The sequence below is a fragment of the Bacillus cereus group sp. MYBK245-2 genome (assembly GCF_051916145.1).
Lineage (GTDB): Bacteria > Bacillota > Bacilli > Bacillales > Bacillaceae_G > Bacillus_A > Bacillus_A pacificus.
Window position 1 is genome coordinate 818,947 of sequence record NZ_JBQAGB010000001.1, and the last position, 20,243, is coordinate 839,189.

Genomic DNA, 20,243 nt, shown 5'->3' on the forward strand with positions numbered 1-20,243 from the left:
TTCTATTTATATCTTATGCGAACAAACCATAAGAGACAAACCTTTTTCAAATTAAAGAACGGCTGCCTTACAAACCTGTAAAACAACCGTCCTCCGTTTGACTCTTAACTAAAAATCCCTTTTACTTTCCCAACAACTATATCTGTTCCAAACTTTGTTATTTCATAGGCAACGCTTGCTATCGCCATACCCATTCCTTCTACAATATTAAAACTTTTTAAGCTTTCTAATTGTTTTTGTTTTTCAGTAGCGGAAAACGAACTCTCCAAAGTTTCTGATTCAGTGGCCTCACCTTTTGTTCCTGTCATATGAGCGATTTGTTCATACGACATTTGCTGATAACCTTTCATACTTTTCAACCCATGATTTGCAAGTGCCACCCCTGCTATTACCATAAGTAAGCATATAGCCACACTACATATACATAAAAGCGAAAAGCGACTTACATGATTATCGTCACTTCCCATCAATGTGTATATGCTCCTGTATTATCTTGGTCAATTTGATGATGCAGCGCTGCATTTAAACCACTTGCTATTACATTTGCCATATCCTCTATGAAGGCATCCACTTCTTTCGGAGTCACCATTAAATTATGACCAAGAGGAGATAACACTTCATAAATTAATTTTCTCTTCTCTTCATCTCCCAGTGTACCTACAGCACCTAAAAACATATTCCGGCTCTTTTCATCCGGCATATCCTCTTCTGTTAATTTTTTCTTTTCTCCAAATGTAAAACCAGCCGGCAACAAAGATCGGGAAGGTTTATTTCCTTCTTTCATCTCCCGGCCAAAATGTTTCAAAATAAAATCAATTGTATCGCTTGTAATCGAAACGGCATCCACCACAGTCGGAACACCAATTGCGATAACAGGAATACCTAATGTTTCTTTACTGAGTTCCTTACGTTTATTCCCAACACCCGACCCAGGATGAATTCCTGTATCAGAAATTTGTATCGTACTATTTACCCTTTCAATAGAACGAGCAGCTAACGCATCAATTGCAATGACAAAGTCTGGTTTTGTCTTCTCAATGATTCCATAAATAACATCGCTCGTTTCAATCCCTGTAATCCCCATTACCCCCGGCCGAATTGCACTAACAGGCCTAAACCCTTCTTCTACACTTTCAGGCTGCAATTGAAACAAATGTCTCGTTACCAATACATTTTCTACAACTATCGGTCCAAGCGCATCCGGCGTTACATTCCAATTTCCAAGACCAACAATTAAACAACTCGCTTCTTTCGTAACGCCAACCTCTTCTAAGAAATAAGAAAATTCTTTTGCAAAAATACGCTCTACTTTTTGTTGCAGCTCCGTATCTTGTTGACGTATACCTTGTACTTCAAGCGTTAAATAATTTCCAGGTTTTTTACCCATCGAGTCAGAGGCAGCTTCATCAATTGTAACTTTTGTAACGGTAATACCTTCTTCTTCCCTCTCTTTTACAATAACGCCTTCTATCTCTTTTTGCTCTTCTTGACGCTCTTGCAGCATTTGATGCGCCTCTACAGCAAGGTCCGTTCTAACACTATATTTACTTAAATCTAATGGTTCTTTCATCGTATCTCCTCCGTCATTCATAGTAAATATCGTTAGATTTCCCAAAGTTATATAAGGTCATTCTTTCCTTTACGTGAAATTTCATAGATATACTATTGCAATTCTCTTCACCGTTTGATAGAATATCACTTGTTCTATGTTAAGAATCGAGTCATTCGATTGCACCAGGGAGGTGAAAAGTATGGCAAACATCAAATCTGCTATCAAACGCGCTAAACTTAGCGAAGAGCGTCGTGCACATAACGCTTCTATCAAGTCTGACATGCGTTCTGCTGTTAAAACTGTAGAAGCTTTAGTTACTAATAACGATCTTGAAAATGCTAAAGAAGCTTTCAAAACTGCTTCTAAAAAACTTGACAAAGCAGCTCGTAAAGGTCTTATCCACCAAAACGCTGCAGCTCGTCAAAAATCTCGCTTAGCGAAACAAGTAAACGCGTAAGGCGTTTAAAAAACGATCCATTCGGATCGTTTTTTTATATACAAAAAAGTTCACGCTCTTAGCACGTGAACTTTTTTTGTTTCATCACATATGATTTAACCGCATTAAGAAAAACTCGAGCACAAGTTTCTTATCCATTTTTCCCGTTTTCATACTATAATCAGCTTCCGCTAATTCCATTATCACTTTTTTTAATTCTTCAAAAGAGAAAAACTTCGTTTGATTCATCGCTAATTTTACACGATATGGATGCACACCAATATGAGACGCGATTTGATTTTGACCGTAACCACGCTGCTGTAACTCTTTCACTTGATGCAGTAAACGGAATTGACTTACTAATAACGCAAGCAATTTAATAGGTTCCTCCTGCTGCGTAAATAATCCATCCAAAATTTGCATCGCACCCGCGATATCTTTTTTTACCACTTTTTCTGTCAAAGCAAACACATTTTGTTCAACTGATTTTGGCACAAGCTCTGCAACGAGTTTCGGTGTAATATCTCCGCCCATACCGACATATAACGTTAACTTGTCCATTTCCTTCGCCAACATCGTTACATTACTTCCCACAAGCTCTAACAACAAACTAACAGCCGCATGATCAATATGCACATGCACTTCATCTGCCCGAGCAACAATCCACTTCTGAACATCCTGCACTTGCATTGCATTCGCTTCTACTACATCCGCTGTTTTCTTTAATAGTTTTGTAATTTTTTTTCGTTCATCCAGCTTTTCGTAAGGCGCAACAAAAACAAGAATAGAAAAGGGAGAAGGTTCCCCAATATATTCTTCTAAAATTTTTATATTTTGTTCTAACTTTTCTTTTTGTGAAGTTAAAAAGAGTGGTGATTTTATTAATAACACTTTACGTTCTCCGAAAAAAGGAAGTGTACGTGCATCCTCAACCACATCCTCTAAATATGCTTCTTCTAAATCATATGTCACAACATTAAACTCGCGATCTTCCTCTTCAAGCGCTTCTGTTGTAATAAGCTTTATCGTTTCATTTATAAAAAACGCTTCTGTTCCATATAGTAAATATAACGGAGCAAACTGCTTCTTTTTAATCTTTTTATGTATATCACTCATACTTTTTCCTACTCCCTAACTTGGCAATATATATTTATACTAATGCCCTAGCTTTTGTTTTACAAGTACAAAGGAACAGGCAATATAACCCGTCCCTTTATTTATATTAAACGCCACGCAATAAGCCCCGGGTTTCTTATTGGTGTGCGGTAATCACCTTCCCTTTATTATTCGCAATAAAAATTCGAGTATAAGTGCCAACTGTTAACATGCTTGGAAACAAAAACTCACGTTACTTCATGATCTAAAAGTAGTAAAAACGCTCTATTTCTCTTCATATGGAAATTGTAGATTTTTTTCTGACAATATTTTATACTAAAGTGGAATGTTGGGGAGGGATTCTAAATGAATGATTTTGAACAAAACGTTCAAAGTAAACGCAATGACGCTATTGATTCAGGGGTAGGATTTATCGTCTCATTTGGTTTTTTCGCAACACTTTTCATCATTGCAACTGTTATTAAATTTATCGGTTCTTAAAGACTGCTGCTTACTGGCAGTCTTTTTTATCTATTATGTGTTTCATCATATGTGATTTTGCTGAGAAAGGTTCCGTTTTCCCCTTTAAAAACATAGGAGATAGCCCCTTGCTTATCCGTACGCCATATTTCAATCCCCCTCTTCTCAAAACGCTCTATAACGTCCTTATGAGGGTGCCCATACCTATTACGCTCACCGACAGAAATAATCGCTATATTAGGCTGTATGACGCTCAGAAAAGGTGTTGTAGATGACGTATTACTCCCATGATGAGCAACCTTTAAAACATCCGCTCGCAACTCTGGATACGTAGCTACTAAAAACTTCTCGCCTTCTTCTTCTAAATCACCTGTAAACAACCACGTTAGTCCTCCTAATTTTGCCAACATTACAATTGAAGCGTTATTTTCACTGTTCTCCTTTCCTATTGGCGCTAATACGAAAAATTCCGCTCCATTTATGCTCCAACTTTCTCCTTCTCTCACTTCTCTTATTTTCACTTCCTTTTCTAAAGCCTGTTTCTTTACTATTTTTTCTAATTCCGCATCTTGTTCCTTTCGGCCAAATACAACTTCTTTTACGGTTATATTTGATAATAACTCTTGCGCAGCACCTATATGGTCCGCATCTCCATGCGTTATAATTAATTTATCGATCTTTTTAATACCTTCCTTTTGTAAATAAGGGATCAAAATATCATTTCCGACAGAAAATTCATGCTTTTTCCGTTGCCATTCTTCCTTGTTCGGACGAATTGTTCCACCAGTATCAATAAGGTAAATCTCTTGATCATACGGGAGGCGAATTAATATTGCATCTCCCTGTCCAACATCGAGAAAGGTAACACTCCCACTTTCTCGAAAATACGGATATACATAATGGCATGTACTAATAAAAAGAAATACACCCGCAGATATAAACAGAATCCCCTTTGCCATTCGCCTTTCCCAAACCATCAATATACTAATAATACTCACGCAATATAAGGCTATAAGAAGTATAGGTGTTTGTCCGAAATTAAGACGGGTAAATGGTAAGTTTTCACAATAACTTAAAAAATCATTAGAAAGATTCAAACCTATTGATAGTACATTCGCAAGCCTTTTTGCAAGAAACGGGATGATCGGTATACATATCAAAATAACAATACTGCACGGCAATACAACGAGAGATAAAAACGGAACGTATAAGATATTTAAGAAAATACTATATGGAGAAAAATAACCGAAGTGATATAACAAAATCGGAGTACTAACGAGCTGTGAAATGAAAGAAATATAAATAGAATTTCGAATTACTCCATTACCACTCTCTAGTAAAAGCGGGGCAGATAAAAGTAAAGCAAAACTACCGACGAAAGAAAACTGAAAGCCAATATTAAACACGAGATATGGATCAAATATAAGCATACATATAGCTGTTATACTTAAAGCATCTAAGCTAGATAAACGAATAGAACACATAAAAGCAATTAACATGAAAACTCCTGTTATAGAAGCTCTTATAACAGATGGTGACGCTCCTGCTAAAATCATATATAGAGGAATGCAGAAGATAAGACATACTGTTGCTACCTCCCTTGTCACACCGCTTCTTAGCAAAATAAAATACACGATTACCATTAACAATACGATATGCGATCCTGAAATCGCCAACAAATGCACGAGACCGAATTGTTGATATTGCTCTTCAACTTCAAATGTCATTTGTTGTCTATCACCAAATACTAATGCATTCATAAAAGCGCCTGATTGCTCTGGAAACATTTCTGTAACTTCTGAGATTGCTTGTTGCCTCAAAAGAAGAATCCATTGCACGAGTGACAACGATGTTTTATGGCATTCAGAAATATATGTAGCGTCCAATATGAAATGAATATTTTGCTTATATAAATAATCACGATAATTAAACCCATGGAAATTCCGAGCTATTTGCGGTTCTTTCCTCTCACCTTCGAATACACATGATACTCCTGCATGTAATTGTCGCATTTGTTTCTTTTCCAAGGCTGATTTCATTTTGTAACTTAACTGCACTATATTTTTATTCTGATCTTCAACTTGAAATGAGAGGCGATCTCCGTTAATAAGAGGTGTATTATGTATCACTCCTCTTGTAGTTTCGTAGGACTCTCCCAGAGGCTTGTTTTGCCCTTGAACATACGTGGTGTACATAGCGCCACTTAAACACGCTACCATACAATAAAAGAAAGTTTTACGCGGAGTACGATACAAACAAAAGAAAACATTTAGAACGAGACAACAAGTCAGCCATACAACTGAAGAAGAGAAGGCAATTGCAATCCCTATTATAAATGAGATTGCAACATAGCCCCATTGTCCTTGCAACTCATACTCACTCCTTATAGCATCATTTTTGCTTTCGTGAATACATGCTGTAATTCTTCCATTGATAAGTTCTCTTTTTCTAAAGATGCAAATAGTTCTTTTAACTCCATATGACGCTTTTGATCCTCTAATGCTGCAATATCATATTCTAGTGGAACGTGTTTCACCGTTACATTCGCTTTTTCAAATAACTCTACGGCATACGGATGATTTTTATAATCCTGTGCATAATAAACTGCTGTAATACCACTTTGAATAATCGCCTTACAACATTGTAAACAAGGAAAATGCGTAACATAAATTTCCGCTTCCTCCGTTTTCACGCCAAATTTTGCACACTGTAATAAAGCATTCATTTCTGCATGAATTGTACGAACACAATGATTATCAATAACATAGCATCCATCATCTATACAATGTACGCCACCTTTAATTGAACCATTATATCCACCAGCAATAATTCGTTTATCACGAACGATTGTCGCTCCTACTGCAAGCCTTGTACATGTACTACGTAAAGATAACAAATGGCTTTGCGTCATAAAATATTGATCCCATGAAATTCGTTCCATATTCTTCACCTACTTTTTTGTCTACTTGTAGTGTAGCGAATGAAGAAAAACTTCGTCAATCTTTTACGGAATAATAATTTGATCTTTTATTTTCTCCAAAGACTTCACACCAATCCCATCAATCTCTAACAAATCTTCTATTTTTTGAAACGGACCATGTTCCTCTCGATATTTCAAAATACTTTCTGCTTTCCGAGAACCAATACCTGTAATTTTTTCAAGTTGTTCTTTAGAAGCTGCATTTATTTGAATTTTTCCCTCTCCCTTTGAAACAGCAGCTACTTCTTGCACTTGTTCGTTTTTATTCGGTACGTAAAGAATCATTTGGTCTTGTACCATTTGTGCTAAATTTACCTTCATCCTATCTGCCTCAGGCAAAAAACCACCTGCTTTTTCAATAGCATCCTTGACCCGGTCCCCTTCTTTCATTTCATACACCCCCTCTTTAACAACAGCCCCTTTCATATCAATTACAATTATTTTTTTCTGCTGCTTTGTATCCGATATTTTCGGTTTACTTTTCTTCTCTATATCTTTCTCTTGAACATCCGTTGCAATAACTGATCGCTCTGTATGCTCGTTCGTTTTCCAAAAAAGAAGAAAAAGCACAGTTCCAATAATAGCTGCTAATCCTAACCATTTCTTTGGAAAATCCCACATCATTTTTCACCTCTAATCATAAATTTATAACATCATTCATATTGTTTAGGAGAAAGCTGTTACGAAGGAGGGATGAAACATTGAACATAGGAATTATAGGGACAGGAAACATGGGGAATATACTAATCGATGCATTTTTAGAAACCCGTGCTGTCAAACCTTCGTGCCTTACGATTATTAATCGAACGCCCGCCAAAGCATATCATATAAAGGAAAAACACCCTTCTGTTCATATAGCCAAAACTATTGATGAGGTAATCGAACGATCACATCTTATTTTTATTTGCGTAAAGCCGATAGATATATACCCGATCTTGCAAAAATACGCTGAACATTTTTCTGATGAAAAGTGCTTAGTTTCTATCACAAGTCCAATATCTCCATCACAATTAGAGACACTTGTACCTTGCCATGTTGCTCGTATTATTCCGAGCATTACAAACCGCGCCCTATCCGGCGCATCACTATTTACATTTGGAAGTAACTGCTCTGAAGAATGGCAACAAAAACTATTTCGCTTATTCAAAAACATTTCTACTCCCCTTGTAATAGAAGAAGATATAACGCGCGTTTCATCTGATATAGCAAGCTGCGGCCCCGCATTCTTTAGTTATTTATTACAATGTTTCATTAATGCTGCTGTAGATAAAACAAATATTACACATGAAGAAGCCACTACTTTAGTAAGTGAAATGGTCGTTGGAATGGGGAAACTACTCGAAAAAGGGATTTTCACATTGCCTACTTTACAAGAAAAAGTATGTGTGAAAGGCGGCGTTACAGGAGAAGGCATTCGGGTTTTAGAAGAACATGTTGGGGATATGTTTCATAAATTAATCGAGCGGACACACGAGAAATTTGATGAAGATTTAAAATGCGTTGATCAGCAATTCAATAAGCACACATAATAAATACGTCATCGTCATTCCAAATCCTTTTTATAAATACTTAATTTTTCACATTACATTTTTACTTAAACTAGCACTTTCAAAATTCACGTATATCATCTTCTTATTATCCTACAACTAAAATTACAGCTTCTTTACAAAACAAAAGCAACCTTCTCGGTTGCTTTTGTTTTATCCGTTTTTCTTCGCCATGAAGAAAATACGCTCTGTTTGTTCTGTAACTTCAAGTCGCTCAAAGTCACCAGTTACACGAAGCACTGTAAAACCAGCTTCTTCAAGCCATTTCGTTAACTCTTCAACCGGATATGCACGTTGTACGTGACATTCGTCAAAACGATGGTACACATCTTCTTCTGGGTCTTGAACAAAGAATGTTAAATCATGTTCTACACTGTTTGAATCTTCACCAGGGAAGCAATTCCAAATAAGAGATATTTCTTCTCCATTCACTGTGTATGTTTCATTTTGAAATACATGATGTATTTTATATAAAGAATGTACATCAAATAAAAACAAACCATCTTGACGTAAATGATGAAACACTCTTCGGAATGTTTCTTGCACTCCATCTTCTTGCAATACATAGTTTAATGAATCACAAAAGATCGTTACACAGTCAAACTCACCTGGAACATCAAGCTCTCGCATGTCTTGTTGGTAAAAAGGAATAAAATATCCTGCCTCGCCTAGTTTTTGCTGTGCGACTGCTAACATTTCTTCCGAAAGATCGACACCGATTACATCGTAACCCTTTTGTACAAGCGGAAGCGTTACATTACCAGTACCGCATGCTACATCAAGAATCTTCGCCTCTTTCACATCCGCTTGCTGTAAGCTTTCCTCTGTGAATTCCACCCATTTATCATAGGGGACATCATTCATTAGTTCATCGTACAGCAACGCAAATTGCTCGTAGTTCATTGGCCTAACTCTTCTGTAATATCTTCACGTGGCACATCGCCCCATAGACGCTCTAAATTATAGTGATTACGCTCATCTTTATGGAATACATGAGCAACTACATCTCCAAGGTCAACTAATACCCAGCGAGCTTCGTCAAAACCTTCCATACGTTGTACGTCGATTTGGAACTCGTGTGCTTTCGCTTTAATTTCACGCGCAATTGCTTGCACTTGCTTATCTGAGTTACCGTGACAAATAATGAAATAATCTGCAATTGGTGAAATACCTTGCATATTTAGGACAACCATATCTTCCGCTCTCTTATCATCAGCTGCTTTTGCTGCTAATACTAATAAATCTTTATCTTTCATTTACTCATTTCCTCCTTGATAACTGCATTGTATGTTTGGAATGTTAATGGATAAATCGTTTGATCTTTTTCCATTAAAAATTGAATTGTTCTCTTTAGCGCAAATAATAAAGCTTGATCTATATCCGTATATGCGAGTTTACGAGCTTCCTCCACCCCTGGAAACTTTCGCCCAGGCTCAATGTAATCAGCTACATAAATTACTTTATCTAACATCGTCATTTTCTCATGACCACTTGTATGATATGTAATAGCTTGCAGGATTTCAGGATCTGTAATACCTACTTCTTTTTCTACTAAGTATGCCCCAACAGGTGCATGCCATAACTCTTTGTTATAACAAAGTAAATCTTTCGGCAAATCTTCACTTTTAATGATCTCTTCCATCTCTGAAATCGCTCTACACTTCGCATAATCATGAAATATAGCTGCAACTTCAGCTTTTTTTTCATCCACACCGTATAACTTAGCAAGTTCAATTGCTGTTTCCATTACACCAATTGTGTGTATATAACGTTTTTCATGCATTTGTTGTTTCACAATATGAAGTGCTTTCTCACGATTCATACAACCCATTCCTCTCGATATATACCTGTACTTTTTCAGGAAGTAAATATTTACATGTTTTCTTCTCTTTATATCTCTCACGTAATAAAGATGAAGAAACAGCAAACTCCGGAATTTCCACAGTGGTGATAGGATAAGGTGTATGCAATGTATACCCAGGTCTTGCAACCCCAACAAACGTTACAAGATTAAGTAACATTTCAATGTTATACCACTTCGGCAAATACTCAACCATATCTCCACCAATAATAAAATGAAACTGCACATCCGGATGCTTCTTCGTCAATTGTAGCATAGTGTCATACGTATAAGATGGGCCCTTCCTGCTTAGCTCTTCTAAACAAATAGAAAAATGTTCCTCTTCCTCAGTCGCAAGCTCTAACATTTGCAAACGACTTTCTACACTTGTAATATTCCGCCCTTGTTTATGCGGCGGAATTTGGTTCGGTAAGAACCATACTTCTTCTAAATTCAAAGCATGATATACTTCATTTGCAATGAGCAAATGTCCATAATGTGGCGGATCAAATGTACCGCCAATGATGCCAATTTTCCTCAAAAGAAACGCCCCTTCCTTTTACGTACAGCAACTCTCTTCATTCCTAACAGAAGAGAGTTACTATTAATAAAAGTTCAATTGGTTTCGCTCTCTACATCATTACGCATCAGCGATAAAAATAGCGCATGCTAATCTTTTTATCGAGGAAGCTTAATTTGTTTATTTTCTCTTGACTCTTTGTATAAAACGATTGTGCTTCCAATTACTTGAACGATTTCAGCACGTGCACCTTTTGCAAGTTCTTCTGCAACTTCACGGCGATCGAATTCACAGTTTTGTAGCACACTTACTTTAAATAGCTCACGAGCTTCTAAAGTATCTGCGATTTGTTTAATCATATTTTCATTTACTCCGCCTTTTCCTACTTGAAAAATTGGTGTTAAATGATGTGCCTGTGCACGTAAAAATCTTTTTTGTTTTCCTGTTAACATATATGTTAGCCTCCAAGCTTTCTTATAACTAATTGTTTCATTCGTTCGATATTTGGCGTACGCCCTGTCCACATTTCAAATGCAAGCGCTCCTTGATAAACAAACATATCAATACCATTTTGAATCATTGCACCTTGCTCTTTCGCCTCACATAAAATTTTCGTTTCAAATGGATTATAAATTATATCTGATACAATCGTTCCCTTATTCAACGAAGAAATTTGTAACGGCGTATGTTCGACGCGTGGATGCATACCTATTGTTGTCGTCTGAATGATAATATCATAATTCCCTTGTTCTTCTGTTGCTTTCTCTAGCGATAAAGCAACAGAATGGACAGTAGCCTTACATGCAGTAATAAGTTCCTTCGCCTTATCTACCGTACGATTCGCTACATCAATCTCTTTCACACCTACATCAGCAAGTGAAAAATAAATAGCTCGACTAGCACCGCCTGCGCCAAGTAATAAAATACGTTTCTCTTGAAGTGGTTCACTACTAATGGATTGCAGTGCTCGGACAAAACCAATTCCATCTGTATTGTAGCCAATCAATTTCCCATCCTTATGAACCACCGTATTTACTGCACCAATTTGTTTTGCTAGCGGGTCAATCTCATCCAAATAATCCATAATCGCAACTTTGTGCGGAGTTGTTACATTAAATCCTGAAATACCTAACGCTTTTAAACCTCTTACTGCTTCCCCTAGCACTTCCTCTTTAACAAGAAAGGCATGATAATGGGCATCCATATTCAAGTGTTCAAATGCATCGTTATGCATAACGGGTGATAATGAATGTCCAATTGGATTTCCGATTACACCATATAATTGTTTCATAAATCCCTCTCCATATTAAATTAAAGATTTACGCAATGAAACACTTACTCCTTTTGGTACGTGTGCAACAATTTTTGCTCCCGGTTCGTTCACAGTAACCCATCCTAATCCAGAGAATACAACATCCGTTTTTGGTTCACGAATATTAAACTCGTATTTCACTAGCTCTGGCATATTTTCTAATTCTTCTGGTGTTGGCGGGCTTAGTAAATCCCCTGCATGATTTTTATACAATTCATCTGCTTTCTCAAGCTTCGTACGATGGATTGTTAAACGATTTGAGAAGTGACAAGTAAATGCGCGACGACCGCCACTTACGTAATCAAAACGTGCCAGTCCGCTAAAGAACAATGTTTGTTCTTCATTTAATTGGAATACCATTGGCTTAATTTCTTTTGTTGGTGTAATAAGCTTTAAGCTTTGTTTTCCAACATAATGAGCCATTTGATGGTGGTTAATAATACCTGGCGTATCATATAAAGAAGATTCTTCGTCTAACGGGATATCAATTAAATCAAGCGTTGTTCCTGGGAAATGAGATGTTGTAATTACATTTTCAGTCTCATCACTAAATTCTTTAATCATACGATTAATAAATGTTGATTTCCCTACATTTGTACATCCAACAACGTAAACATCTTTTCCGCCGCGGTAATACTCAATCGCATCTGCCAGCTCAGCAATCCCTTGTCCCTTTGCTGCACTAATTAAAAAGACATCTTCTGGCTTTAATCCTAGCTGCTTTGCACTATAGCGCATCCAATGCTTTACTTTATCATGTTTTACTGACTTAGGAATTAAATCAGCTTTATTCCCAACAAGTAATACTTTATTATTTCCCACGAAACGATGTAAGCCAGGTAACCAGCTACCATTAAAATCAAAAATATCTACAATCTTAACTACTAACGCATCTGATTTTCCAATACCGTTTAGAATACGTAGGAAATCATCATCTGTTAATGATACATCTTGAATTTCGTTATAATGTTTCAATCGAAAACAACGTTGACAAATGACTTGTTCTTTTTCTAAAGATGAGGCAGGAGCATATCCCACTTCATTTTTATCTTCTGTTTGAATTTCTACACCGCAACCAATACATTTAATTGTTTCAGTCAAACTTTATTCCTCCCAGTTAATTAAACCTTTTTTCTTCATGTTTCTCATAATTCTTCGTTCAATTTTTCGATTAAAGCGCGTTACTAATCCGTCCGTTTGTGCTACTGGTACAACTAAAATTGTATGAAGTCCAACTCGGTTTCCACCTAGCACATCCGTTAGTAATTGATCTCCAATTACTACAACTTCATCTGGCTGCAACTGCATGTCTTGTATCGCACGCTTAAACGCACGGACAAATGGCTTACGTGCACTATGAATAAATGGAATGCCTAATGGATCAGCAAAGTCTTTCACTCGTTGCTCATTATTATTTGAAACGACCGTTACTTGAATGCCTTGCTCTTTCATTTTCAAAAACCATTCTTCAAGTTGTGGCGTTGCATTTGGACGATCCCATTCAATTAAAGTGTTATCTAAATCAGTAATAACACCTTTAATTCCACGTTTTTTCAAATCTTCTGGTTGAACATGATATACATTTTTCACATATTCATTTGGTAAAAATAGTTTCAATTTCTTTCACCTCTTTGAGGAGTTTTCATAAAAATTTTTCGACAACATATTTCGATATATGGCCTGTGGATAAAATTGTACACATTTTCCACATTAATTTTTCAGTTAATTTGGAATTTACTAACAATCTATACACATTTTATCCACCTAGGTATGTGGATAACCACTCGTTTGTGACTGTCATATTTTTTTGGTACATTAAATGCAACAACGAATCAATCCTTATATTATTAGGAGGTGACTCACCTTGAAAACAAAACATATGGAACAGTTATCTACTGAGTTACTCACTGAGTCTTATTATAAAGCAAAAGAACTAAAATTAAATCCCGACTTCATTTTACTTATAAAACAAGAAATTATTAGACGCTCATTAGAGGACAAGCTCGTCAAATCGTCTTGATTACATATAAAGTGAAATTTTAAGTAACTAACTTGTAAAAAGAGCCATCCTGCGATGGCTCTCGAATAAACAAGTACTCCCATCTAGGGAATTTCATCATTACGCATCTTTGTCCATAAATCTTGCTTACAGTTATAAAATCTTTTTTACTTATGAGCCAATCGAGTAGCAATTTTTTCACCAAGGCGAAGTTCTTGTCCACTCTTCAATTCTTGCACTACTTCTATCATATCTTTTTCAAACAATAACACAACCGTTGAGCCGAATGTAAAGTATGCCATTTCTTCACCTTTTTGAACAGTGTCTCTTTCATGCAGCAGCTCAATACTATTTACAAACATAGCTCCTACTTTTACAAGCGCCATATGTTCACCGTCACTATTCACTTCTGTAACAGAACGATAATTTTTTGACAATGGTTCTTTCCCGTATTCCATACCAGCTGCATTTACCGGATATGATTTTCTACCGAGTACAAATCTTTCAGTCACAGAACCAGAAAGCGGACTATGAATACGATGATAATGACTTGGGCTTAAATAAATAACCATGTATGTACCACCTGCATATCGCTGTGCACGTTCTTCATTACCTAGCATATCCACAATCGAATAACGCTTGCCTTTAATATCAAATGTTTTTGTGTCCTCAATAGGACCGTGATCAGCAAAAACACCATCAACAGGACTAACAATACTCGATGCATCTGTATCAATACTACGCTTTCCTTCTTTTAGCTTACGCGTAAATAATTCATGCAATGTTCTATATTCCTTCAAACCCTTTTCCATCTCATCTTGATTAATTTGAAACACTTTCGCATACGATGGAATAATGATAGAGCTTAAACGAGATTGTGCAAATTTACGTAATATATAAGAAGTAAAACGACCATTTGTAAGTTCGATCATAAGTCGATATAATGTACGTCGCAAATTGCGGAACCTCCTAATTAGTCTATAACTTTAGCTTTCCCTTCTTTTCCTCCTATATCATATGTAAAATTGGTTCTTATTCCCACATATCATATAGAACTGTTTCAGTATAGATGCAGAAAGCTAAGTATGGTATTATTCTTAAATTGTTTAGCACCTTCTAATATTACAGATAGAATCCGTCATTTTCAACAGTGAACATGGATTTCTTCTGAACACAACTCTTTTTCTTTCCTTATTTACAAAAAGAAAAGCAGCCCATTTTAAAATACGGCTGCTTGCAATGTACATTATTCTTTTGCTTTTTTCTCTTTCTCTGCTCTTACAAATTCATGGAACATTTTCATTAAAGCGCGCTTTTCAATTCTTGATACGTAGCTTCTGGAAATACCAAGCGCCTTTGCAATCTCTCGTTGTGTTTTCTCCTTATCAAGCCCCAGTCCAAAACGCTTCACGATAACTTCTTTCTCTCGTTCGTCTAAAATATCGATATACTCTTTAATCTTTTCTAACTCCATACTCAGCTGGATCATATCAATTACATCTTCAGACTCTGATTTTAATATATCAATAAGCGATATCTCATTCCCCTCTTTATCTTGCCCGATCGGGTCATGAAGTGAAACGTCCTTTTTCGTTTTCTTTAGTACACGTAAATGCATCAAAATTTCATTTTCAATACAGCGTGCTGCATACGTCGCAAGTTTTGTTCCTTTTCCTGCCGAATAACTCTCGATCGCTTTAATGAGCCCGATTGTACCAATTGAAATTAAATCTTCTGCATCTTCCCCTGTGTTTTCAAATTTTTTAACGATATGAGCTACAAGCCGTAAATTATGTTCAATTAACAGATTCCTCGCTTGAGCATCACCTTGCTCCATTAACTCTAAGTACTTTCTCTCATCGTCTGATGATAACGGCTGCGGAAACGCATTGTTCTTCACATAAGAAACAAAAACAAACACTTCTCGAACCATATATCCAATTGCGGCGAATAGACTCAAACCTTTCACCTCCGCCAAAATAGTGGTCTTTACTAAGTGTATGTGGGCGTGAGGTTGTTTGTGTCTGTACGATATCATTCCCATATGTTTTTAAGCATAATAGTTGTTTCATAAAGCTTCACTACGTATACTTAAACAAAAGATTGGAGAGTGAAATATGAAATATTTCATTTCCCTCTTGTACCTGAGTAGCTTGTAAGAGATGAACTCCTTGTACGCTCTTGCAAGCTACTTGTACTACAAGGAGGGATTACAAATATGAAATTTGAAAGAACACGTGCTTATACAAGACACCAACGTCAACGTACAATGCGTCGAAAAATGAATATTGCAAAACACGCATGGGGATATACTCCTGAAATTGCCGGTATTTTTGCAAAAGGAAAAGTTCACTGTTCTTGTGGAATGTGTACAATAAAGTGGAGAACAGAAGGACCACCTGCTAGTGTACAGAAGTGGTTATATAAAATTGATACATACGAAGAATAATCGTTCTTTCTAAAAACCATTCTAAATGAACTCGCATGGCTAGGATCTGGTTCATATACAAGGTGGTACCCTTTTACTTCTTCTCCATTTTCATACTCACATGAGGAGTGTGTTAAATCTACAAATACAAGTCTCATATCTTGTCTAGCCTTCAAATTTTCTAAGACGACGTTCTCCTCAACAATATCACTTGGCCATAACGGTTTTTTCTCGATAGCTTTTTGTCCATTATAATGAAAATGCATCACATCACCTAATGGATGTACTAGCACAACACACCCCGTATTCGGCAATGGATAGCCATTCACTTCTTGCATATAATTTACTTCTTTCCAACCGCGCCAATCATCCTTAACAGTTACATATGTATAAAATTCATATCCTTCTTTTGTATATTTTTTTAAGAATGTATTTGCAACCTCTCTTGCTTTATTCTCTTCTATCGCTTCCTTACCGTTCGAAAAATCTTTTTCATCCTCTATCCTAAAGTCAATTAAATTACCAGTATGTCTATTCAACGTAATCTGTATTGTTCTCTCCCCATCCTCTTTATGTTCCCACCATAATAGATGATATGGGTCATCCACACCTTCTTGATCATCTACAACAAGCCTATAATCATCTGGAATGTCAATAATATGAGCCACTTGCTCTTTTCTTTCTTTATCTTTTTGATTCATCATACCGCTCCCTTTATTACAATTTAAGGTAATTATAACAAACAAAAGAAATATAAAGTGAAACTTTAATCAGCCCTCACCAATCGGGCTTTTACGGGCAGTAAGACCCCCACCTACCTTCTTTGCTTTCGCTGAATTTTGAGGTAAGAGTCTTACTGTCCGGCAAATAGCGGGATAAACGAAAAAAGACTAGAGATATCTCTAGTCTTCTACTTCGTTTCACGATGTAACGTTACTCGCTTTAATCGTGGACAATATTTTTTTAGTTCGATGCGCTCTGGATTGTTTCGTTTATTTTTTTTAGAAATATAATTACGATCACCGCACTCTGTACAAGCTAATGTAATATTTACACGCATATGTAATTCTCCTTTCTTTTAAAGATCGCAAACTAAAACGTAATGATTACGATTTAAATATTATATAACTTCATTCTATTTGTCAATTGCAAAAAAAGACAAAAATCTGAAACAATTAGTTCATACGAAATTCACACGAATCTATTACTATAGAAATTGTACATAGTGAACTTATTAACAATCACGTTTATTTATATAGAATTTCACTTGAAAGGAGTTGAAAGTATGAAAACTAAATATCGTTTTATGATCTCATCATTTGCTGCTTGCGCCTACATGATTTGGTGTTTAGTATAATAACAACCTCACTTGTAAATAGGAAAAAGGTGTGTATAGAAATGGAATATAATCAATCAACAGTTAACTACTGGAAAGCTTTTGTACTACCATATACATTTGCTTTAGAAGAGTTAAAAACTAAATTTGAAATTATGAACCGGGAAGCCCAATTTTTAGAGGATTACAACCCGTTTGAACATATAAAAACAAGATTAAAACAACCTGAAAGTATTATTAAAAAGCTTGAACGTAAAAATTTATTACCGACAGTTGAAAATGCGCAAACGCATTTACAAGACATCATCGGCATTCGTATTACATGTTGCTTCGTAGAAGATATCTATCATTTAAAAGAAGTCATTCAAAAGCGTGAAGATATGGAAATCATAGAGATAAAAGATTATATCGCTAATCCAAAACAAAATGGATATAAAAGTTTACACATGATTATTAAATATCCTTTATCACTGAATTCTGGTACAAAAGAAGTCTTTGCAGAAATTCAATTACGTACGCTCGCAATGGACTTTTGGGCAAGTTTAGAACATAAACTTTATTATAAATATGAAGGGAAAATACCTGAGTATTTAAAAGATGAACTACATGATGCCGCAATGAAAGCTGAAGATCTTGATAATAAAATGGCAACCATTCGCCAAGATATTGATGATATCGAGGCATGCTCAGATCAAATTATGTTACCACTATAAAAAAAGGTTCTCGTCAATGAGAACCTTTTTTGCGCTATTTACGGAAAGTTTCACTTTATTTCTTCTCTATCGTGCGAACCTCTTCAATTTTCCAGCCATCCTCTTCTTTTCCAAGTGCATACTGTACTTTCTTCTGAAGTGTGACCTCTCCATCTGTTTCCTTTTCTTTTGTTTCAACAACAACATATCCTGCTTTACTAGCTTTTATGTCTATATGTTCCAATTCAATTTTTTTATTTCCCTTTTGAAAAGCTGCTTCTTTTTGCGTTTTTAAGTCTTCAGCACTAGGCATGTTCTTTGAAAATAACTCCATATGTTCAGTAAGATTTTTTTCATTTGTCGTCCGTACAAATTTCTCTATCACACCTTGAATCGTTTTCTCTTCTCCTTTCGTTATTTGTACCTTTTCTTCATCTTTTGTAGTAGTAGCTTTTTGTTCTATCTGATTCTCTTTGGATTGACATCCAACTAGCAATAATACACCTATTAGAAAGGATACTATCCCTCTGAAAAAAGCTCTCATCTTCCCATCTCCTAAAAAGAAAAGTGAGGCATTTCGCCTCACTTTCGTTTATAATTAGCGTCTTCCTTTATTCGGGTCGCCACCGCCAACAATATCAAAGACACGCTTAGCGATATTTGTATTCTCTTGAACGCCAGAGAACAAGTATTTACCAGGGCCAAATGCATATACGTTTACATCTTCACCTGTATGTCCACCTGTTGTCCATCCAGTAAACGAACGCTTATTGAAAATATCTTCAATCGCATTATCAATCTTCGTTACATCTTTTGAAGGAGCTATATCATTTACCGCTTTAATTTCTTCCGGTGTTAATTGTAAATCAATATACTTTTTCAATGTTTCTTCTACGTTTGCACCTTTTGCAATCTCGTTTGCCATGAAGTCTGGTGTACGTTTTGCAGCTTTAATTGGCTCTACTTTAAAGTTATACTCACCATTCACACCTAAAGATAATCCACCTGTAGAGTGGTCTGCCGTTGCAACGACTAACGTATTTTTATCTTTTTTCGCAAACTCGATCGCTGCTTTAAATGCCTTTTCAAAGTCTTCCATTTCACTCATTGCGCCAACGATATCATTATCGTGTCCTGCCCAGTCAATTTGACTTCCTTCAACCATTAAGAAGAAACCTTTTTTATTTTTGTTTAAACGCTCAATTGCTGCATTTGTCATTTCTTCTAATGAAGGTGTTTTATCAGTACGGTCAATCATTTTATCTAAACCGCCTGGCGCAAATAAACCTAGAATTTGATCATTTTTATCATTTAACAATTGATTACGATCTGTTACATAGCTATAACCAGATTTCTTAAACTCTTCTGTAAGATTACGATCTTTTCTAACAAAGTTATTTACACCACCACCAAGCATAACGTCTACTTTATGCTTCCCTTTAATTTTCTCATCAAAATAATCATTTGCAATTGCGTCCATATTTTTACGACTAATGTCATGCGCACCGAAAGCAGCTGGTGTTGCATGTGTAATTTCAGAAGTAGCAACGAGTCCCGTTGATTTCCCTTGCTCTTTCGCTTGTTCAAGGACAGTTTTCACTTCTGCTTTATCATTATCAACTGCAATTGCCGCATTATATGTCTTAATTCCTGCTGACATAGCTGTTGCTGCTGAGGCAGAGTCTGTGATATTTTCATGTTCATCTTCCGGATATGTCTTTTGTGTTCCTACAAGATGCTTATCAAACTCTGTAGATTCCATCTCGAATGTTTTTGGATTATCTTTCATATAACGATGAGCCGTCATATATGAAGGGCCCATACCATCTCCAATTAACACAATAACATTTTTAATCTTTGCATTGCTTCCGCTCTCATCTGCATTCACTTCACTAGAACGTGTAAAATTCCATGTTGCCACCGAAGTAACTGCTAACGACGCCACAACTGCAAATGGCCATGCTTTTTTCACAAACTTTTTCACTGTATTGTCCCCCTAATTAGGTTATTCATTTCCCACTATCAA

General features: G+C 36.1%; 25 protein-coding genes and 1 pseudogene. 6 read left to right on the forward strand and 20 right to left on the reverse strand.

The window, feature by feature from the left end:
* Nucleotides 1-104 precede the first annotated feature (104 nt).
* Entirely contained in the window at nt 105-467 is a 363-nt protein-coding gene (locus tag ACTFRN_RS04295) for a YqxA family protein (protein WP_016718499.1), read from the reverse strand.
* Entirely contained in the window at nt 467-1,570 is a 1,104-nt protein-coding gene (gene gpr / locus ACTFRN_RS04300; RefSeq protein ID WP_000662629.1) for a GPR endopeptidase, read from the reverse strand. Before gpr ends, ACTFRN_RS04295 begins: the two co-directional genes overlap by 1 nt.
* Nucleotides 1,571-1,751: 181 nt before the next feature.
* On the opposite strand from gpr, the gene rpsT reads away from it, so the two are divergent.
* Nucleotides 1,752-2,009, forward strand: coding sequence for a 30S ribosomal protein S20 (gene rpsT, locus ACTFRN_RS04305; RefSeq protein ID WP_001274011.1), 258 nt, complete (start codon nt 1,752-1,754; stop codon nt 2,007-2,009).
* Nucleotides 2,010-2,093: 84 nt separating this feature from the next.
* Here the strand turns inward: rpsT and holA are convergent, their stop codons facing one another.
* Complete coding sequence (gene holA, locus ACTFRN_RS04310; RefSeq protein ID WP_001279918.1) at nt 2,094-3,104, reverse strand: DNA polymerase III subunit delta; 1,011 nt, start codon at nt 3,102-3,104, stop codon at nt 2,094-2,096.
* A 345-nt stretch (nt 3,105-3,449) separates the two neighbouring features.
* Here holA and ACTFRN_RS04315 point away from each other — a divergent pair, with 345 nt between their 5' ends.
* Nucleotides 3,450-3,584 carry a YqzM family protein gene (locus ACTFRN_RS04315; protein WP_000997609.1) on the forward strand — a complete coding sequence of 45 codons (135 nt, stop codon included), beginning with the start codon at nt 3,450-3,452 and terminating at the stop codon, nt 3,582-3,584.
* Nucleotides 3,585-3,610: 26 nt separating this feature from the next.
* Here ACTFRN_RS04315 and ACTFRN_RS04320 read toward each other — a convergent pair whose 3' ends face one another.
* The 3 genes from ACTFRN_RS04320 to ACTFRN_RS04330 all read right to left on the reverse strand — a co-directional run bounded on the left by ACTFRN_RS04320 (nt 3,611) and on the right by ACTFRN_RS04330 (nt 7,167).
* Nucleotides 3,611-5,932: a DNA internalization-related competence protein ComEC/Rec2 gene (locus ACTFRN_RS04320; protein ID WP_001162023.1), complete on the reverse strand. Its 2,322-nt coding sequence runs from the start codon at nt 5,930-5,932 to the stop codon at nt 3,611-3,613.
* 14 nt (nt 5,933-5,946) lie between these two features.
* Nucleotides 5,947-6,504 (reverse strand): ComE operon protein 2, encoded by a 558-nt coding sequence (locus ACTFRN_RS04325; protein ID WP_000439783.1) that lies wholly within the window; start codon nt 6,502-6,504, stop codon nt 5,947-5,949.
* Nucleotides 6,505-6,567: 63 nt separating this feature from the next.
* Nucleotides 6,568-7,167: a helix-hairpin-helix domain-containing protein gene (locus tag ACTFRN_RS04330; RefSeq protein ID WP_041184493.1), complete on the reverse strand. Its 600-nt coding sequence runs from the start codon at nt 7,165-7,167 to the stop codon at nt 6,568-6,570.
* 77 nt (nt 7,168-7,244) lie between these two features.
* Between ACTFRN_RS04330 and comER the strand changes: the two genes are divergently transcribed.
* Entirely contained in the window at nt 7,245-8,072 is an 828-nt protein-coding gene (comER, locus tag ACTFRN_RS04335) for a late competence protein ComER (RefSeq protein WP_001020541.1), read from the forward strand.
* A 171-nt stretch (nt 8,073-8,243) separates the two neighbouring features.
* Here the strand turns inward: comER and ACTFRN_RS04340 are convergent, their stop codons facing one another.
* The 8 genes from ACTFRN_RS04340 to ACTFRN_RS04375 all read right to left on the reverse strand — a co-directional run bounded on the left by ACTFRN_RS04340 (nt 8,244) and on the right by ACTFRN_RS04375 (nt 13,379).
* Nucleotides 8,244-8,993 carry a class I SAM-dependent DNA methyltransferase gene (locus ACTFRN_RS04340; RefSeq protein WP_001105574.1) on the reverse strand — a complete coding sequence of 250 codons (750 nt, stop codon included), beginning with the start codon at nt 8,991-8,993 and terminating at the stop codon, nt 8,244-8,246.
* Nucleotides 8,990-9,346 carry a ribosome silencing factor gene (gene rsfS / locus ACTFRN_RS04345; RefSeq protein WP_000653200.1) on the reverse strand — a complete coding sequence of 119 codons (357 nt, stop codon included), beginning with the start codon at nt 9,344-9,346 and terminating at the stop codon, nt 8,990-8,992. The genes ACTFRN_RS04340 and rsfS overlap by 4 nt, the downstream gene beginning before the upstream one ends.
* Nucleotides 9,343-9,912, reverse strand: coding sequence for a bis(5'-nucleosyl)-tetraphosphatase (symmetrical) YqeK (gene yqeK / locus ACTFRN_RS04350; RefSeq protein WP_001078362.1), 570 nt, complete (start codon nt 9,910-9,912; stop codon nt 9,343-9,345). The genes rsfS and yqeK overlap by 4 nt, the downstream gene beginning before the upstream one ends.
* Nucleotides 9,902-10,471 carry a nicotinate-nucleotide adenylyltransferase gene (gene nadD, locus ACTFRN_RS04355; RefSeq protein ID WP_001226059.1) on the reverse strand — a complete coding sequence of 190 codons (570 nt, stop codon included), beginning with the start codon at nt 10,469-10,471 and terminating at the stop codon, nt 9,902-9,904. The genes yqeK and nadD overlap by 11 nt, the downstream gene beginning before the upstream one ends.
* Before the next feature lie 137 nt (nt 10,472-10,608).
* Nucleotides 10,609-10,902, reverse strand: a complete 294-nt coding sequence (gene yhbY, locus ACTFRN_RS04360; RefSeq protein ID WP_000955224.1) for a ribosome assembly RNA-binding protein YhbY — start codon at nt 10,900-10,902, stop codon at nt 10,609-10,611.
* Between the two features lie 5 nt (nt 10,903-10,907).
* The gene (aroE, locus tag ACTFRN_RS04365; protein WP_000812093.1) at nt 10,908-11,741 is read right to left on the reverse strand and encodes a shikimate dehydrogenase; all 834 of its coding nucleotides are present in this window, start codon (nt 11,739-11,741) and stop codon (nt 10,908-10,910) included.
* A gap of 15 nt (nt 11,742-11,756) precedes the next feature.
* Complete coding sequence (yqeH, locus tag ACTFRN_RS04370; RefSeq protein ID WP_000140795.1) at nt 11,757-12,863, reverse strand: ribosome biogenesis GTPase YqeH; 1,107 nt, start codon at nt 12,861-12,863, stop codon at nt 11,757-11,759.
* Between the two features lie 3 nt (nt 12,864-12,866).
* Nucleotides 12,867-13,379 (reverse strand): YqeG family HAD IIIA-type phosphatase, encoded by a 513-nt coding sequence (locus ACTFRN_RS04375; RefSeq protein WP_000765306.1) that lies wholly within the window; start codon nt 13,377-13,379, stop codon nt 12,867-12,869.
* A gap of 247 nt (nt 13,380-13,626) precedes the next feature.
* Between ACTFRN_RS04375 and ACTFRN_RS04380 the strand changes: the two genes are divergently transcribed.
* A complete protein-coding gene (locus ACTFRN_RS04380) occupies nt 13,627-13,782 on the forward strand; it encodes a sporulation histidine kinase inhibitor Sda (protein WP_000850094.1) in 156 nt (51 codons plus the stop codon).
* 146 nt (nt 13,783-13,928) lie between these two features.
* On the opposite strand, the gene ACTFRN_RS04385 is transcribed toward ACTFRN_RS04380, so the two are convergent.
* Together ACTFRN_RS04385 and sigK are read right to left on the reverse strand one after the other, a co-directional pair.
* Nucleotides 13,929-14,717, reverse strand: coding sequence for a phosphatidylserine decarboxylase (locus tag ACTFRN_RS04385; protein WP_001254997.1), 789 nt, complete (start codon nt 14,715-14,717; stop codon nt 13,929-13,931).
* A 290-nt stretch (nt 14,718-15,007) separates the two neighbouring features.
* Entirely contained in the window at nt 15,008-15,721 is a 714-nt protein-coding gene (sigK, locus tag ACTFRN_RS04390) for an RNA polymerase sporulation sigma factor SigK (RefSeq protein ID WP_000051382.1), read from the reverse strand.
* Between the two features lie 258 nt (nt 15,722-15,979).
* Here sigK and ACTFRN_RS04395 point away from each other — a divergent pair, with 258 nt between their 5' ends.
* On the forward strand, nt 15,980-16,210 hold the full coding sequence (locus tag ACTFRN_RS04395) for a hypothetical protein (protein ID WP_000667453.1): 231 nt from the start codon (nt 15,980-15,982) through the stop codon (nt 16,208-16,210).
* A gap of 32 nt (nt 16,211-16,242) precedes the next feature.
* On the opposite strand, the pseudogene ACTFRN_RS04400 reads toward ACTFRN_RS04395, so the two are convergent.
* Both ACTFRN_RS04400 and rpmG read right to left on the reverse strand, forming a co-directional pair.
* A pseudogene (locus ACTFRN_RS04400) lies at nt 16,243-16,890 on the reverse strand (YcdB/YcdC domain-containing protein); the annotation flags it as partial.
* 209 nt (nt 16,891-17,099) lie between these two features.
* Nucleotides 17,100-17,249, reverse strand: a complete 150-nt coding sequence (gene rpmG, locus ACTFRN_RS04405; protein ID WP_001265617.1) for a 50S ribosomal protein L33 — start codon at nt 17,247-17,249, stop codon at nt 17,100-17,102.
* 338 nt (nt 17,250-17,587) lie between these two features.
* Between rpmG and ACTFRN_RS04410 the strand changes: the two genes are divergently transcribed.
* A complete protein-coding gene (locus ACTFRN_RS04410; protein ID WP_000456211.1) occupies nt 17,588-18,238 on the forward strand; it encodes a GTP pyrophosphokinase in 651 nt (216 codons plus the stop codon).
* Between the two features lie 55 nt (nt 18,239-18,293).
* Here ACTFRN_RS04410 and ACTFRN_RS04415 read toward each other — a convergent pair whose 3' ends face one another.
* Entirely contained in the window at nt 18,294-18,761 is a 468-nt protein-coding gene (locus ACTFRN_RS04415) for a hypothetical protein (RefSeq protein WP_001201022.1), read from the reverse strand.
* Between the two features lie 54 nt (nt 18,762-18,815).
* Complete coding sequence (locus tag ACTFRN_RS04420) at nt 18,816-20,201, reverse strand: alkaline phosphatase (RefSeq protein ID WP_000714924.1); 1,386 nt, start codon at nt 20,199-20,201, stop codon at nt 18,816-18,818.
* Nucleotides 20,202-20,243 lie beyond the last annotated feature (42 nt).